Here is a 15,815-nt window from a genome sequence, read left to right as displayed (position 1 = left end):
TGTTGAGTGGCTTTTGTTGTTGTGCGGTAGGCGAAACTTCAGATTTCTGTTCTGGCCCTGACTGCCTCCACGCGCATGCGAAGCATGGCACCGATGTCGAAAAAAGGTCGCGGCGGCAGCCAGCCGGGGTCGGCCCGTTGCATCACCGATTGCAGCAACGGTGAATCGACGCCGCACGCCAGTTCCGCCAGCAAGCGTCCCCACAGCGTGCCGCGCGCCACACCGGAACCGTTGCAACCGGCGACGGCAAACACGCCCTCTTCCACCTTCTGAAAAAACGCCTGACCGCTGCGGGTCGCACTTAGGTGGCCGGTCCAGGTGTACTGGATGTCTTGCGCGCCGAGAAACGGAAAGCGTCGTTGCAGACCACGCACATGATGCTCACGGCGCAGCACCAATTCGCTTTCAGACAAATCGCGCGTGCGGTATTCGGCGGTGTTGCGGATCATCACCCGGCGGTCCGGGGTCAGGCGCACCGTGGCGCCCAGCGGCCGGGTCGACAGCACGCCCCAAGGCTCGACGGCGCCGATCGCCTGAAATTCCTCATCGCTGAGCGGCCGGGTGAGACTGGCACTGAGTTCCATCGGGAAAGTCGCACTGTCATGAATGCCGACCCGGGGAATGAATGCGTTCAGGCACACCAGCACCCGTTTGGCCTCGACGCTGCCACTCACCGCGCTGGCTCGCAGCCGGCCGTGGCTCATGCGCACCAGACTGATGATGTCGGTGTGTTCGTAAACGCTGATATTGCCCGGCAGCGCATTGAACAGGCCCTTCACGTACTTGGCCGGTTGCAACAGCGCATTGCCGTTGCCGCACCAGATCCCCGCCGCGTAATGCCGGGTGCCGAGTTTCTGCGCCAGCGCATCGCCCTGGAGAAATTCTGCGCGGGCACCGAGGGCGCGCAAGGTCGCCAGTTTGGCGTCGACATGGCTGAGCTTGGCGGCGTCGCTGACGGCGAAGAAATAACCGTTGTCGCGAAAGTCGCAGTCGATGGCATGTTGCGCGATGGTCTGGCGCACCGCGTCGCTGGCGGCACGGGAAATCGCCGTGTCGATTTCGAACCCGGCAAAGCCTGGCGCGCCGAGTAATTCACTGTCGGCCGGATGCTCGTGGGCCACGACAAACCCCGAGTTGCGCGCCGAAGCACCTTGCGCCGCACGCTGGCGGTCAACCACCACGATGCGCGCCTGTGGGTGTATTTGTGCCAGGTTGTGCGCGGCGCTGAGGCCGGTAATGCCCCCGCCGATCACCAGCCAGTCGGCTTGTTGCGTACCGCTCAGGCGACCGCGCTGCGGCGAGCTGCCGGCCTGCGCGATCCAGCCACATACGTTTTCCATTGCTGACCTCATTCGACTGTCGTTGCACGGCTTGCCTTTCACCCTTGCTCATGCGTGAATCGCATGGAAAAAGCGTAAAGTTCGCCGCCAGAGCTAAAATCTATAAGGCCTTGGCTGACCCAACCAACGTTATAAAATCATCGAGCCATTCTGAAAACGCATGGATAAAATCCGCCACGTACCGTCCCTGCAGGCCATGCAGACGCTGGTTGAAGTCGCCCGTTGCGCCAGCTTCACCCAGGCCGCGCAACAGCTGTGCCTGACCCAAAGCGCGGTGAGCCGGCAGATCCAGCAACTGGAAAACCATTTCAACGTTGCGCTGTTCATCAGAACCAGCCGCAGCCTGCGCCTGACCCCGGAAGGCGAACAGGTACTGGCCAGCGCCGTCAGCATTCTCGAACAATTGAAAACCCTCGAAGAGCGCCTGGTCCCGCAGCAACGCCCGTTCCGCATTCGTATGCATGTGTCACTGGCGGTGCGCTGGCTGCTGCCCAAACTCAACGACTTCTACCTCAGCCACCCCGAGGTCTCGCTGGCGATAGAAACCGTTGCCACCGAGGTGGTGGAACCGGCCAGTGACAGCGACGCCTACATTCTTTATCTGCCGCAGCCAACCAACGACGCAGACTGCCTGACGCTGTTTGAGGAAACGCTGGTGCCCGTGTGCGCGCCGAGCCTGCTGCAGGCGCCTCGATCAGTCGCGGAGTTGCAACGCTTTGCGTTGCTGCATCGCTCTGCCGATCGGCAGGCGTGGATCGAATGGCTGGCGGCCAATGGCGGCAAGCCACTGGAAAGTTACCGGCACATTCCGTTCAACCTCGATGAGCTGGCACTGGATGCGGCGGCGCGAGGCTTGGGCGTTGCGGTGACGGACATGACGCTCGCGGCAGAATCCATCGAGCGCGGGGTGTTGGTGGTGCCGTTCGGACCACCGCTGAAAACGGGCGGGATTTACGCGTTGTGCCTGCAACCGGCAGCGGCTTCGCATACGGCGTGCGCGGTGGTCATGCAGTGGTTCGCCGCGCACGCCGAGCAAAACATTTAGTTGGAGAATTGCTGCAGATACGCGAGCAAATTATCGATCTTCTCCTCATCACTCAGCCCCCAGAAAATCATCCGCGTGCCTGGCACCACGCCCTTTGGATCTTTCAGATACGCAGTCAGCGTTTCGCGATCCCAAGTCTTGCCGGAATTTTTCATCGCGTCGGAATACACGTAATTGGCCGAGGTCCCGGCGGGTCGACCGATGATGCCGTTGAGTTGCGGGCCGAACCCCGGGCGCGCATCCGGGCCGACCTGGTGGCAGCCGCCGCACAGGCGCGGGAAGATCTTTTCGCCGGCTGCCGGATCGCCTGCGGCGCGGGCAGTTGAGCTGAACAGAATGGCGCTTGCGGTGAGGGCAAGAAGCAGTGCAACGGTGTTTTTCATCGGGCGATCCAGAACGGTGTGATGCAGTTGAGGCAAGGCTAACACTTTGTGGCGAGGGAGCTTGCTCCCGCTGGCCTATGCAGCAGGCTCATCGTAGGGGGCGCTTCGCACCCAGCGCGAGCAAGCTCCCTCGCCACAGTTTTTTTCACAGCAGGTGCTTTTTACAGGTAAGCGCCGATGACCTTTCTGACGGTGATCAATGCCTGACGCAGGACATCCATCGGCACCGACCCCAACGCCAGCCGAATCGCATGCGGCACATGCGCCGATACGGCGAACGGCTCGGCGGTGGTCACCGAAATCTGCTGGTGCATCAACTCCACCACAATCTGATCGGCGCGTACGTCTTCCGGCAGTGGCAGCCACAGGAAATATGAAGATGGATGACCGATGCAGGTCAGCCCTTGCAGCAACTCGGCGGCCAGGGTTTGCCGGGCCTTGGCGTCGTCGCGTTTTTGTTGTTCGAGCAGGGTGACAGTGCCGTCGTCGAGCCAGCCGCAAGCCATCGCGGTCATCACACCGGGGGTGTTCCAGGTGGTGGCGCGAATGATCCGTTCCAGCGCCGGCACCGTCTGCAGCGGCGCAGCAATGAAACCGACACGCAGCCCAGTGGCAATGTTCTTCGAAAGTCCCGAGACGTACACCGTGCGCTCCGGTGCCAGGTCGACCAGGGTACGCGGTGGGTTTTCCACCAGAAAGGCGTAGGCCGCGTCCTCGATGAGCGTCAGATCATGCCGTCGGGCGAGCGCGACCAATTGCTCGCGCTGCTCGATCGGCGTCACCCAACCCAATGGATTGTGCAGCGTCGGCATGCTGTACACGGCCCGCACCGAGCGGCTGCGACATAGCTTTTCCAGTGCCGCCAAGTCCGGCCCGTGATCACCGGGCGGGATCGCCACCACTTCCAGATGCAGCGCTTCGGCCAGCACCTTGAAGCCGGAATAGGTCAGCGCATCCGCTGCAATCACATCGCCGGGTTTGAGCAACGCCATCAGTGTCACCGCCAACCCTTGCTGGGCACCGTTGACGATCAGCACTTGCCCGGCATCGACCTGCACCCCGCGATCCTGCATATGCCGCGCAATCGAGGCGCGCTCATGCGGGCGCCCGGCGTGGGGCTGGTAACGCAGCAAGGCTTCCAGATCGCCAGACAGGGCCAGTTGGCGTAACGCCGTGCGCAACAGATCGGCCTGACCGGGCAGCGATGGATAGTTGAAATTGAGGTCGATCATGCCGACCGCCACGTCTTTCTGGTCGATGCCCTGCCCCGGCGACAACGAGGTTTCGCGCACAAACGTCCCGCGCCCGGTTTCGCCGCTGACCAGCCCCATCGCCTCAAGCTCGGCGTACACCCGCGACGCAGTAACCAGTGCCAGGCCTTCGTTGGCCGCCAGTTCCCGGTGGGTGGGCAGTCGCGTTCCGGGCGCCAGACGCCCCGCGCGAATGTCAGCGGCATAGGCGTCAACGAGGGTTTTGTAGCGCGAGCGCGACATGTCGGATGTATCCATGACAATTATTTGATTGTGCTGATTCTCGGCTCCAGGATGGCTCGAAAGCAACCCCACCCTTTGAGCGCGACCTTCTATGGAACGGACTTCGAACCCGGTTAACCCGGCCCTGGAAAAAACCAGCGGCTGGATCAATGGCTTTATCGGCGTGGTGATCTTCAGCGGATCACTCCCGGCCACGCGTCTGGCGGTGCTGGAATTCGATCCGGTGTTTCTCACCGTGGCGCGCGCGGCCATTGCCGGGGTGCTGGCGATGGTTCTGCTGTGGCTGTTTCGCGAACAGCGTCCGGCACGCGATCAGTGGTGGTCGTTGTTGGTTGTGGCGTTGGGTGTGGTGCTGGGTTTTCCACTGCTGACAGCATTGGCCCTGCAACACGTGACGTCGGCGCATTCGATTGTGTTTGTAGGATTGCTGCCACTGGCGACGGCGATTTTTGCCGTGCTGCGCGGCGGCGAGCGCCCGCGACCGGTGTTCTGGTTTTTTTCGATTCTGGGCAGTGCGTTGGTCGTCGGCTTTGCTCTGTCACAGGGGCTGGCCGCCTCGCCCACCGGCGACCTGCTGATGCTCGCCGCGATTCTGGCCTGTGGCCTGGGTTACGCCGAAGGCGCGAAACTGTCGCGAGTCCTCGGTGGCTGGCAGGTGATTTGCTGGGCGCTGGTGTTGTCACTGCCGGTGATGGCGTTGCTCAGCCTGTACCTGGCGCCCGCCTCGTTCAGCCACATCAGCCTGTCGGCCTGGATGTGCCTGGCCTATGTGGCGCTGTTCAGCATGCTGATCGGCTTTGTGTTCTGGTATCGCGGTCTGGCCCAGGGCGGGATCGCAGCGGTCGGCCAACTGCAATTGCTGCAGCCGTTTTTCGGTCTGGCACTGGCGGCGACGTTGCTGCATGAACAGGTGAGTGTGGGGATGCTGGCGGTGACGGCAGGCGTCATCCTCTGCGTAGCCGGAGCGAAGAAGTTCGCCCGATAACCCTCAGATGCCGGCCTTCCACTCCCGCGGGCTGAGCCCGGTCTTGCGGCGAAACGCTCGGGCCAGTGCCGAAGGACTTTCATAACCGACCTCTAGCGCGACCAGCGCAATCGGCCGTCCCTCGCGCAAACGCTTCTGCGCCAGACTGATCCGCCAGCTCACCAAATAGTCGGCCGGCGCCTGTCCGACAACCCGGTGAAACTGCTCGGCGAATCCGGCTCTGGACAGGTTGGCGGCAGCCGCCAGGTCAGCCACCCGCCAGGGTTTGGCCGGCTGCTCATGCATCAGGGTCAAGGCGCGAGACAAGCGCGGATCGGCGAGCCCGGCCATCATGCCGGGTTGCTGGACACGACTGCTGATGAGGTGGCGCAACAACAGGATCACCAGCAATTCAAACAACCGATCCATCACCGCCACGCGCCCGCAATGACCTTCAAAGGCTTCTCTGAACAGCCACTCCAGAGTGTTGCCCAATTCCGGGATTTCGCTGAGTTTGAGCACCAGATAATCCGGCAGCGCCGCCGCCAGCGCATTGCCGGAGCCACCGTCAAACGTCAGCGTGGCGCACACCAGCTGCGCGCCCATGGCCTCGTCGGCGGACATCCGATGAGTGAAGGGTCTGGGGAAGAAAATCAGTGAAGGTTCGACGATGCGGATCTCGCGTTCATTGCCCGGTCTCAGCAGCAACTCGCCGGCCCGCAACAGATGCACATGCCCCACCGGTTCGTCCTCGTGCATGCCGATGCCGCAAAACGTGCCGCTGTGAAAGGTACCGGCGTTCACGCCAAAATGACTGAGCAGCGTGGAAAGGCGATCCATGGACGACTCCCGAAGCATATCTGGACGATCTGTCGCATATCCTCGACGATTTGCTGCCAAAGCACCAGCCGCGCTCAATAACATGACCTCCGTCCCCGGTGCACTTCGCGCCGGACTTCTGGAGAGTCACCATGAGCCGCATCCCTGTAATCAGCCTTGAAAATGCCACCGACGCCAGCCGCCCGACGCTGGAAGGCGTGAAGAAAAAAATCGGCTTCCTGCCCAATGTCTTTACCACCCTGGCCAAAGCCCCGGTGGCTCTGGAAGCCTACGTGCAAGCTTCGACGATCCTTGGCAAGACGTCGCTGAGCGCCAAGGAAAAAGAAGCGGTGTATCTCGCCACTTCCCAGGTCAACGGCTGCGATTATTGCCTGGCCGCGCACAGCCTGTTTGCCAGCAAGGCCGGGCTCTCGGCGCAGGACATCGGCGCGGCGCGTCAAGGTGAACTGAATGCCTATGCCGCTCTCGCCCAGCAACTGACGCAAAGCCGCGGCCACCTGAGCGACGAGCAGATCGCCGCGGCCCGCGCGGCCGGCATTGACGACAGTAAGCTCATCGAAGTGATTGCCTTGGTCGCCGTACAGTCGCTGACCAACTACCTGAACAACGCAGCTTTGACCGACATCGACTTCCCGGCCATTGATTGAACGCGGAAAAAATGTAGGAGCGGGCTTGCTCGCGAAAGCGCTGGGTCAGTCAACTTGTGTGTTGAATGACACGCTGCCTTCGCGAGCAAGCCCGCTCCCACAGTTGATCAGTGGTGTTCGACGCCGGCGCGTTTCAGCAGCTTCTTGCAGCGCTCGGACAGATGAAACACCTGCAATTCCTTCCCGGCCTTGGCGTAACGCTCACGCAAGGTCTTCAACGCGGCGATCGCCGAATAATCGACGAAGCTCAAATGCCGGCAATCCAGGGTCACCCGCTCCGGGTCATTGGCCGGGTCGAACTGGTTGAGGAACGGCGTGGTCGAGGCGAAAAACAGCGTGCCGTGCAGGCGGTAGAGTTTGCTGCCGTCGGCTTCCAGATGCTCATCGGCGTACAACTCACGGGCCTGCTGCCACGCGAAGTTCAGCGCGGCGATGATGATCCCGCACAGCACGGCAGTGGCCAGATCGGTGAACACGGTGATGGTGGTCACGGCGATGATCACCAGCACATCGTTGAGCGGCACTTTGTTCAAAACCCGCAACGACGCCCAGGCGAAGGTTTGCTGCGAGACCACGAACATCACCCCCACCAGCGCCGCCAGCGGAATGCGCTCGATCAGCGGTGACAGAAACAGGATAAACAACAGAATCAACACACCCGCTACCACACCGGACAAACGCCCGCGCCCGCCGGAGCTGAGGTTGATCACGGTCTGACCGATCATCGCGCAACCGCCCATGCCACCGAACGCGCCGGAGACCACGTTCGCCGCCCCCAGGGCGACGCATTCGCGATCCGGGTAACCACGGCTTTCGGTGATTTCGTCGGTGAGGTTCAGGGTCAACAGGGTTTCCAGCAGACCGACCAGCGCCATCAGAATCGCGTACGGGGCGATGATGCGCAGGGTCTCCAGGTTCCACGGGATGTCCGGAAGCGCGAAGCTCGGCAGACCGCCGGCGATGTGCGCCATGTCGCCGAGGGTGCGCGTTGGCAGGCCGAACAGGTAGACCAGCAGGCCCACGCCGAGGATCGCCACCAGTGCCGGCGGCACCGCGCGGGTCAGGCGCGGCAGGATGTAGACAATGGCCATGGTCAGCAGCACCAGCCCGGTCATCAGGTACAGCGGCGTGCCGCTGAGCCAGTGTTCGCCGCTCTTGAAATGCTCCAGTTGCGCCAGCGCAATGATGATCGCCAGGCCGTTGACGAAGCCGAGCATCACCGGGTGCGGCACCATGCGCACCAGTTTGCCCAGGCGCAGCAATCCGAACGCCATCATGATCAGACCGCCGAGCAACACCGTCGCGAGCAGGTATTGCACGCCGTGCTGCACCACCAGCGCGACGATCACCACCGCCATCGAGCCTGCCGCCCCGGAGACCATCCCCGGCCGCCCGCCAAACAATGCGGTCAGCGTGCAAATAATGAAGGCGCCGTACAGGCCCATCAGCGGATTGAGGTGGGCCACCAGCGCAAACGCAATGCATTCGGGCAACAGGGCAAACGAGGTGGTGAGTCCGGCCAGGACATCGGCGCGCAGACGTTGTGGTTTCATGGCTTACCTGACTGGCGGCCGACGAGTGTGGCCGCGGATGTTCGCGAAAATGAGGGGTGCGGATGTTACGGAATAGTTCACAAGCGGGCCAGTGATCGCTGACACGTGTAGCCGTGCGATTTATCCTGACGCGCTTATGCCTCCACCGAGTATGACCATGACTGCATTGCTGACCGCCCGCGACGTTTGCCAGCGCTTGCGCGAGGCTGCGCTGGGTGTGCTGATGTTCAACCGATTAGAGGCGTCCGGTGCTGCCGGACTGGTTGCGGTCGATATCGAGGGCTGGCGCCTATTGCTGGATGTTGAGGGTGGACGCTTGCATCACTGTGAACAGTGCCGCTGCCCGGATGGCCGCGAATGGCATTTCAATAGCCGTTACGGCACCGACCCGGTGAATCTGCTCAGTACTTGGGAACTGGCGCAGATCGAAAATCTGTTGAACCCCTGAACACCTCACGGACAAAGTCGATTGCTCAATGATGGCACTCTGCCCATAATTCGCTCCCCTTATTCCTCACGCAAGGAAACGCCGTGAAAAAGTCTCTGTTGTTGATCCCGATGCTGGCAGTGCTGCTGCAAGGTTGTGGCATGACCATGACCCGCTACGAGCCGAGCTTCGAAAACGTTCAAAAGCTCAAGCAGACTCCGCCCCTGCATGCTGTCAGCAATCCGCAGGTGACTGCCGAGTCCGGCGAAGGTTCGCTGACAGTTCGAGCCAATCCGGTGCGCTCGCCGTCCGGCAGCATCCCGGCGCACATCCAGGACGCGATCACTGAAGAACTGCGCAAGGCCGGCCTGCTTGATCCGCAAGCTCAGCGTCAGCTGAAAGTGCTGGTGGTGAAGAACAATCTGTCGGCCGGCATGGGCACGGGCGAAGGCCAACTCGCGGCACGCTTCACCCTGCTCAATGGCCAGAATGTGGTCTACGACGCGACCAAGAATGTCAGCAGCCAGTGGAGCAGCAGCTTCTTCGGTTTCATCGCGATTCCGAATGCGGTCAACGCCTATAACCCGATGCTGCGCGATCTGCTGAAGGAACTGTACAGCGATCCGCAGTTCATCCAGGCCCTGAAGTAAGGGCAAAAAAAGAGCCGCGATTGCGGCTCTTTTTTTTGGCATCAGGCCCGCGGAGTGCGGGTCTCGAGCGCCGAGTATTTCAGGGTGTTGTTGTCGATCATCTGCTTGAGCAGCGCGTTGACCTGACGGGCGAAAGTGTCGTTGACCGCCGCCTTCGGAGTGTTGCCCATCAGCGGAATGAACCAGATACCGATCCAGGTACCGACCGCATCATGGTTGCTCGCGGTGGTCAGGGCCTGGCCTGTGCCGTCGACGGCTTCGAGGCTCATGGTGTACTGATCGGTGCCGTACGCCGGGATCACCATCAGACTGAAACCACTGATGAAGGCCAGCACCATTGAACCGGCATTCGGCGGATGGTTGTACATTTTCAGACGCAGGCTGTAGTCACCCGGCTGCTTCTGGAACTCGTCCAGGGTGACACGGCCGAACAGACCCGAATCGGTCAGAATCTTTTGCAGCTCTGGTTTGAGCTGATCTCGCGCTTGCGGCACTTCTACGGCCGAAGTGCTTTTCGGCTCGCCCTGATAGAAGTCGAAGTCCACATACACGTTCGGTTTATTCGCGTAGCTGGCCATCGATGGCAGCTTGACCGGCGCGACTTCGTCTTTGGTGAAACTGGCACAACCACCGAGCGTGAGCACCAGGCCCAGCGCCACGATTTTCCCGAATTGCATGTTGTCTTCCCTATATGAACCGAGCCAAATGATAGCAATGAGCCTCCATTGCGGAGGCGGGGCGGATTCTAGAGAGAGCGGTCGCGTGAGGAAAGGCTGAATCGGAAAATTTACACAAAAACCCCCGCTCAGCCCTGCCGCAAATCGAGCACGTAGGTGTAGTAACCGGTATCGCGTACATAACCTAGCGATTCATACAAACCCTGTGCAGTGAAGTTGTCGGTGGCGGTTTCCAGCACCAGCCCCTTGGCGCCGGTTTGCAGCGCAAAGTCCCGCGCCGTGTTCATCAGCAATCTGCCCACTCCACGGCCACGAGCAGCGGGCGCGGTGAACAAATCGCTGAGCAACCAGGTGCGATGGGCATCTATCGAGGAAAACGTCGGATACAGCTGCACGAAACCCAGCGCTTCGGCGTTTTCATCCTGCGCGAGGAAAATTGCCGACTCGTTGCCGGCCATGCGTTCGGCGATGAAGGCGCGCGATTGCGACAGGTTCGAGGGTTGCTGATAGAAACCGCGATAGGCGTCGAACAGTTTTGCCACCGCCTCCAAATCAGCCGCCGTAGCGCGCAGTATCTTGATCGCCATGCTCCCTCCCCCGTTCTGTTGATTATCGAACCAGCATAGCGCTCTCGAACGAGTTAGCTGGCCTCATCGCTATATAGTTTTATATATTGCGAAACCGAATTTGCCAGTATCCGCCCACGCCATTCATTCACACCGTGTTCCCATGAGCGCCATTCGCGTACGCAACGAGCAATTGATCCTCGCCGCCGCCAGCGAAGAGTTCGCCGCCAACGGCTTCGACGCCACCCAGACCCGCGACATCGCCGCCCGTGCCGGCGTGCCCAAGGCCAACCTGTATTACTACTTCCAGACCAAGGAAAACCTCTATTCCAAGGTCCTGTTGGGGTTTGTCGAACCGCTGCTGGAAGCCTCGGCAGCGCTGCGCGAAAGCGACGATCCCATGATCGGCCTGCGCGCCTACGTCGCCGCGCGCATCCGCATCGCTCGCGAACACCCGGCCATCGCCAAGGTCTTCAGCGGCGAACTGCTACTCGGCGGTCGCCAACTGCCAGACGAGTGCCGCGACCTGCTGCACGCCGAAGCCCGGCGCAACGTCGACTGCCTGCGCAGCTGGATCGAACGCGGCCTGCTGGCCCCGGTAGACCCGGAACACCTGATGCTGTTCATCTGGTCGGCGACCCGCACCTACACCAACATTGGCTGGCAAATGGGCTGCATCACCGGGCGCGCCGTGCCGCAGGATGAGGATTATCAGACGGCGGCGGAGACGATTACGCGGATGGTGCTGGAGGGGGTGGTGGCGGAACCGGTCGCGAGTGCGCGTGGCTGGTTGTTTGCGACTTGAATGCAGCGGGGCTGTTGGTCAGCCCCGTCGACATTTCGCCAAAAACCTCGCCGCAGAGAATCAGGGCATGAAATCCAGCGGCAACGTCTCACCGTTCTCTATTCGCTTGTGCCAGGCAAGCAATGCTTCGGGCATACGTTTTTTCCATTGCGGCGCGTTGGTGTAATAGCGGGCACGCAAATTACGCTGCTCATCGAACACCAATAAAACCAGCCATACCCGAGCGTCCGGCGCGCGCATCAGAATGCCTGCATTGGTGTTGGCCAGCCCACGCAACCAGAACTCATCGACCTGAGCATCCGGCACATCGCGGGAAGCATCGGCCGTCACCATCGATCCACTGTTTTGCAACAACGTCTGATAATCGCCTTTGAGCAGAGTGTGTAATAGCTCGTTTTCCTGCTCAGTCCGCGCCACCCCCAGACTAAGCAAGTCGTAATCAATCGACAGTGGCTGTTCCGATGCCACGTAGCGACCGCCGTAGTAAACCCCCATTCCACCGCCGCAGGTAGGGTCTGCACCATCCTGGTCAATGTCCAACAGACCGTTGAATGCGCTGAACTTCAACGAACAGTTATCTTGGGCATAGTGTGCTTCGCTGCCCACAATGTTGGCGACTCCATCCATATCGCCGGAGTTGGCGCCAGCCACGCCTGAAATATCAAAGGCGATATGAGTGGCATCGATACGCTTGGTTTTAACCTCGACCGACGATGATACGCCCCATGGAATGAGTTGCCAGGTCGCATCCCAATTGAAGGGTTTGGCCATGAATTCCAGTGCCTTGAGGCGCATCAGGTATTCCCGGCGCAAACAGGCCACATCCGCAGCACATTGATTGCGTTGCTTTAGCCAGCCTCGCTGATCGGCCTTCAAGGCTTTCGAATCCGCAACTTTCGGCAACGTGGCACGCCACAGCGAGCTCAGTTTTTCATCAAGGTTGGAGATGTAGGGATCAGAACAAATGGTTTTTTCAGCCGGGCTGATGGCGCCGGTGCAATCGAAACTGGTGGCATGCGCGGTAATGGAAAATGCCAGGGATGTCAGCAGCAAGGCGTGGCGGGGTTTGAAAGACAACATCGACAGATTCCATTCTTCGGGGCGCGGGATTATGCCAGTGAAGTGTGGTCAGTGCTGCCGTCTTCGCGAGCAAGCCCGCTCCCACAGGGGATTTGTGCTGGACATCGGAATCTGTGAACACCATCAATCAATGTGGGAGCGGGCTTGCTCGCGAAGGCGTCGGATCAGCCCACACATGCGTCACAGGCCCACCGCTTTCGCGAGCAAGCCCGCTCCCACAGGGGTATTCGCTGGTTTAGAGAATGATCTCGGCTGCAGGTTTGACATCGATGCGGCCGGTGGCACCGGTCAGGTGCGCCAAGTCCTTGTTGTGTTCAGCGATGATGTCTTCGGCGCTCATGTTGCCGTTGTCGAGGGTGGAATGGGCGTCCGCGGCAAGCACCACGTCGTAGCCCAGTTCATGCGCCTTGCGCACGGTGGCGTTGACGCAGTAGTCGGTTTGCAGGCCGCAGATGATCAGGCGCTCGAAGTCTTCACTGGGCAGCAGTTTGCCCAGGTCGGTCTGGTAGAACGAATCCGGGGTGGTTTTGCGTAAGCGTAGATCTTTTGCTTCAGTCAGCAGGCCTTCGGCCAGTTGCCAGCCTTCGGCACCGTGGGCCAGCGGACTGTCCTCTTCTTCATGCTGAATCAGCACCACCGGCACGCCGGCCTTGCGCGCGCGGGTGCTGAGCTGGTTGATGGTGTCGATCACGCGGTGGATGTCGAAGCACTGGTATTGGCCCGAGCAGAGAGCCTGTTGGACGTCGATGATCAGCAATGCAGTAGGCATGATGGGTCTTCCTTGATCGATCCTCGAAACAGGGGCGGACCTGAATCCGCCCCCTTTTTACGCCACTCAGTAACCCAGTGACAACCCGGTATTACGCCGTGGATCGTTGGCCCCGTAGAAACGGTTGTTACCCACCGGTTTACCGCCCAGCGACGGCGCACCGACCAGGATCGCGGCGATGTGGTTGGCATCCTGTGGGCCGGCAAATTTGTGGCCCCAGCTTTCGAGGATTTTCTTCGTGTCGGGACTGGCGGCGTAGTCTTCGAGGTTGGTCTGCTCGGGCATCCATTGCTGGTGGAAGCGCGGCGCGTCGACCGCTTCCTGCAGCGCCATGCCGTAGTCGATGACATTGAGCATGGTCAGCAAGGTCGCGGTGATGATGCGGCTGCCACCCGGCGTACCGACCACCATCACCACTTTGCCGTCCTTGGTGACGATGGTCGGGCTCATCGACGACAGCGGGGTTTTGCCCGGGGCGATGGCGTTGGCCTCGCCCTGCACCAGACCGTACATGTTCGGCACACCGACCTTGGAGGTGAAGTCATCCATTTCGTCGTTGAGGATCACCCCGGTCTTGCTCGCCATCACCCCGGCGCCGAACCAGTCGTTGAGGGTGTAAGTCACCGACACCGCGTTGCCCCACTTGTCGACGATCGAATAGTGCGTGGTGTTGTTGCCTTCATGCGGCGCGATGCCGGGTTTCAGTTCGGCGGAGATCCCGGCCTTCTGCGGCTGGATCGCGTTGCGCAGCTTGGTCGCGTAGTTCTTGTCCAGCAGATGCTCGATCGGATTCTTCACAAAATCCGGGTCACCCAGATAGCTGTTGCGATCGACATAGGCGTGGCGCATCGCTTCGATCTGGTAGTGCATGCCCTGGGCCGAATGGAAGCCCAGATCCTTCATCGGATAGCCTTCAAGAATGTTCATGATCTCGCAGATCACCACGCCGCCGGAGCTTGGCGGTGGCGCCGAGACCACATGGTAACCACGGTAATCGCACTCAACCGGCGCCAGTTCGCGGGTCTTGTACTTGTCGAGGTCGGCCTGGGTGATGATGCCCTTGTTGGCCTGACTGGACGTGACGATGGCGTCGGCCACCCAGCCCTTATAGAAGCCGTCAGCACCTTTTTCGGAAATGGTGCGCAGGGTTTTCGCCAGATCCTTCTGCACCAGTTTCTGCCCGACCTGCATCGGCTCGCCGTTGTGCAGGAAGATCGACCCGGAATCACGCATGTCCTTTTTGAACACATCGGTGGCGTAGTCCAGCAGATCAACGTCGCCCTGCTCCAGCTCGAAACCGTCTTCAGCCAGTTTGATTGCCGGGGCGATCATTTCCTTGCGCGGTTTAGTGCCGTACTTGCTCAGCGCCAGCTCCATGCCCGACACGGTGCCCGGCACCGCCACGGCGAGGTGACCACGGGTGCTCAGGTCGGGAACGACGTTGCCGTCCTTGTCCAGATACATGTTGGCCGTCGCCGCCAGTGGGGCTTTTTCGCGGAAGTCGAGGAAGGTCTTGCGCCCGTCCGCCAGTTGAATGGTCATGAAACCGCCACCGCCGAGGTTGCCTGCCGCGGGATATACCACCGCCAGCGCATAGCCCACAGCAACCGCCGCATCCACCGCGTTACCGCCGTTTTTCAACACATCGACGCCGACATGGGAGGCCAGGTGCTGGGCGGTGACCACCATGCCGTTCTCGGCGGCAACCGGTGCCACGGAGGCGGCGTGGGCCATGAGGCAGCTCAGTGCCAGTGAAGTCGCAATCAGCGTTTTGGCCAAAGGTTCGTACTTCATGAGTCGATCTCTTTTTTGTTATTGGATGGTGTGCAGAACAGAGGGGAACGCTTTAAAGGCAACCAGCAGTATGGTCGTTATTGCGATTTGCGCCTCCCCGTCCACGCAGTATGCTGGGCGCCGTTGCCGCGCCGATCCGGAGTTTTGCCCATGCCCTACACGTTCATCACCCTGCCCTCACCGGTCGGCGAATTGAAGCTGGTTGCGAACGGCTCACGACTGGCGGCCATCCTCTGGGAAAACGACAAACCGGGCCGGGTGCGCCTCGGTCCGATGAGCGAAGCGCCGGACAATCCGCTGCTGCAGCGAACCGCGCAGCAGCTTGAAGAATATTTTGCCGGCACGCGTGATCGCTTCGACCTGGAACTGGATTTTGTCGGCACCGATTTTCAGAAAAAGGTCTGGGCGGCGCTGCTGACGATTCCATTTGGCGAAACCCGCACCTACAGCCAGATCGCCGAGCAGATCGGTAATCCGACAGCCGTACGTGCGGTGGGAGCGGCGAATGGGCGCAATCCGATTTCGATCGTGGCGCCGTGTCATCGGGTGATTGGCGCGTCGGGGAAATTGACCGGGTTTGCAGGTGGGCTTGAGGCCAAGGAAAGATTGCTGACGCTGGAGGGAGGTGCCTGGTCTGATGTCGGTAGAACAGGCGACCTGTTTTAACCCTGTAAATGCCATTGTGTGGCGAGGGAGCTTGCTCCCGCTCCGGTGCGCAGCACTGGCAAAAACCTGGGACCGCTGCGCAGCCCAGCGGGAGCAAGCTCCCTCGCCACAATGGA

The 15,815-nt window shown here is 60.8% G+C and carries 17 protein-coding genes; 7 read left to right on the top strand and 10 right to left on the bottom strand.

The window, feature by feature from the left end; translation table 11 throughout:
• Positions 1-38: 38 nt before the first annotated feature.
• A complete protein-coding gene (locus M0814_RS06445; RefSeq protein WP_103486076.1) occupies positions 39-1,340 on the bottom strand; it encodes an FAD-binding oxidoreductase in 1,302 nt (433 codons plus the stop codon).
• Positions 1,341-1,500: 160 nt separating this feature from the next.
• On the opposite strand from M0814_RS06445, the gene M0814_RS06440 reads away from it, so the two are divergent.
• Entirely contained in the window at positions 1,501-2,385 is an 885-nt protein-coding gene (locus M0814_RS06440) for a LysR substrate-binding domain-containing protein (RefSeq protein ID WP_103486077.1), read from the top strand.
• Here the strand turns inward: M0814_RS06440 and M0814_RS06435 are convergent.
• The gene (locus tag M0814_RS06435) at positions 2,382-2,768 is read right to left on the bottom strand and encodes a cytochrome c family protein (RefSeq protein WP_103486078.1); all 387 of its coding nucleotides are present in this window, start codon (positions 2,766-2,768) and stop codon (positions 2,382-2,384) included. The genes M0814_RS06440 and M0814_RS06435 overlap by 4 nt on opposite strands.
• Before the next feature lie 161 nt (positions 2,769-2,929).
• The gene (locus M0814_RS06430; RefSeq protein ID WP_103486079.1) at positions 2,930-4,261 is read right to left on the bottom strand and encodes a PLP-dependent aminotransferase family protein; all 1,332 of its coding nucleotides are present in this window, start codon (positions 4,259-4,261) and stop codon (positions 2,930-2,932) included.
• A 91-nt stretch (positions 4,262-4,352) separates the two neighbouring features.
• Between M0814_RS06430 and M0814_RS06425 the strand changes: the two genes are divergently transcribed.
• The gene (locus M0814_RS06425) at positions 4,353-5,246 is read left to right on the top strand and encodes a DMT family transporter (RefSeq protein ID WP_103486080.1); all 894 of its coding nucleotides are present in this window, start codon (positions 4,353-4,355) and stop codon (positions 5,244-5,246) included.
• A 3-nt stretch (positions 5,247-5,249) separates the two neighbouring features.
• On the opposite strand, the gene M0814_RS06420 is transcribed toward M0814_RS06425, so the two are convergent.
• Positions 5,250-6,065 (bottom strand): AraC family transcriptional regulator, encoded by an 816-nt coding sequence (locus tag M0814_RS06420; protein WP_103486081.1) that lies wholly within the window; start codon positions 6,063-6,065, stop codon positions 5,250-5,252.
• Positions 6,066-6,196: 131 nt separating this feature from the next.
• Here M0814_RS06420 and M0814_RS06415 point away from each other — a divergent pair, with 131 nt between their 5' ends.
• A complete protein-coding gene (locus tag M0814_RS06415; protein WP_103486082.1) occupies positions 6,197-6,712 on the top strand; it encodes a carboxymuconolactone decarboxylase family protein in 516 nt (171 codons plus the stop codon).
• A 107-nt stretch (positions 6,713-6,819) separates the two neighbouring features.
• Here the strand turns inward: M0814_RS06415 and M0814_RS06410 are convergent, their stop codons facing one another.
• The gene (locus M0814_RS06410) at positions 6,820-8,265 is read right to left on the bottom strand and encodes a SulP family inorganic anion transporter (protein ID WP_103486083.1); all 1,446 of its coding nucleotides are present in this window, start codon (positions 8,263-8,265) and stop codon (positions 6,820-6,822) included.
• A 157-nt stretch (positions 8,266-8,422) separates the two neighbouring features.
• On the opposite strand from M0814_RS06410, the gene M0814_RS06405 reads away from it, so the two are divergent.
• Both M0814_RS06405 and M0814_RS06400 read left to right on the top strand, forming a co-directional pair.
• On the top strand, positions 8,423-8,713 hold the full coding sequence (locus M0814_RS06405) for a hypothetical protein (RefSeq protein WP_103486084.1): 291 nt from the start codon (positions 8,423-8,425) through the stop codon (positions 8,711-8,713).
• Between the two features lie 83 nt (positions 8,714-8,796).
• A complete protein-coding gene (locus tag M0814_RS06400; protein ID WP_003223882.1) occupies positions 8,797-9,342 on the top strand; it encodes a hypothetical protein in 546 nt (181 codons plus the stop codon).
• Between the two features lie 41 nt (positions 9,343-9,383).
• Here the strand turns inward: M0814_RS06400 and M0814_RS06395 are convergent, their stop codons facing one another.
• Together M0814_RS06395 and M0814_RS06390 are read right to left on the bottom strand one after the other, a co-directional pair.
• Positions 9,384-10,019 (bottom strand): hypothetical protein, encoded by a 636-nt coding sequence (locus M0814_RS06395; RefSeq protein WP_003223880.1) that lies wholly within the window; start codon positions 10,017-10,019, stop codon positions 9,384-9,386.
• A gap of 128 nt (positions 10,020-10,147) precedes the next feature.
• Complete coding sequence (locus M0814_RS06390) at positions 10,148-10,606, bottom strand: GNAT family N-acetyltransferase (protein WP_103486085.1); 459 nt, start codon at positions 10,604-10,606, stop codon at positions 10,148-10,150.
• A 142-nt stretch (positions 10,607-10,748) separates the two neighbouring features.
• On the opposite strand from M0814_RS06390, the gene M0814_RS06385 reads away from it, so the two are divergent.
• Positions 10,749-11,390 (top strand): TetR/AcrR family transcriptional regulator, encoded by a 642-nt coding sequence (locus M0814_RS06385; RefSeq protein ID WP_103486086.1) that lies wholly within the window; start codon positions 10,749-10,751, stop codon positions 11,388-11,390.
• A 60-nt stretch (positions 11,391-11,450) separates the two neighbouring features.
• Here M0814_RS06385 and M0814_RS06380 read toward each other — a convergent pair whose 3' ends face one another.
• The 3 genes from M0814_RS06380 to ggt form a co-directional block, all read right to left on the bottom strand.
• Positions 11,451-12,470, bottom strand: coding sequence for a lysozyme inhibitor LprI family protein (locus M0814_RS06380; protein ID WP_103486087.1), 1,020 nt, complete (start codon positions 12,468-12,470; stop codon positions 11,451-11,453).
• Between the two features lie 235 nt (positions 12,471-12,705).
• Positions 12,706-13,239, bottom strand: coding sequence for a cysteine hydrolase family protein (locus M0814_RS06375; RefSeq protein ID WP_103486088.1), 534 nt, complete (start codon positions 13,237-13,239; stop codon positions 12,706-12,708).
• Between the two features lie 66 nt (positions 13,240-13,305).
• Positions 13,306-15,033: a gamma-glutamyltransferase gene (gene ggt / locus M0814_RS06370; RefSeq protein WP_103486089.1), complete on the bottom strand. Its 1,728-nt coding sequence runs from the start codon at positions 15,031-15,033 to the stop codon at positions 13,306-13,308.
• Positions 15,034-15,183: 150 nt separating this feature from the next.
• Here ggt and M0814_RS06365 point away from each other — a divergent pair, with 150 nt between their 5' ends.
• Complete coding sequence (locus tag M0814_RS06365) at positions 15,184-15,699, top strand: methylated-DNA--[protein]-cysteine S-methyltransferase (protein WP_103486090.1); 516 nt, start codon at positions 15,184-15,186, stop codon at positions 15,697-15,699.
• Positions 15,700-15,815: the final 116 nt, after the last annotated feature.

It is taken from the genome of Pseudomonas sp. MWU12-2020, assembly GCF_023100605.1.
Lineage (GTDB): Bacteria > Pseudomonadota > Gammaproteobacteria > Pseudomonadales > Pseudomonadaceae > Aquipseudomonas > Aquipseudomonas fluorescens_H.
Note: the sequence above shows the minus strand (reverse complement) of the source record. Positions and strands in the feature narration are given on the sequence as shown.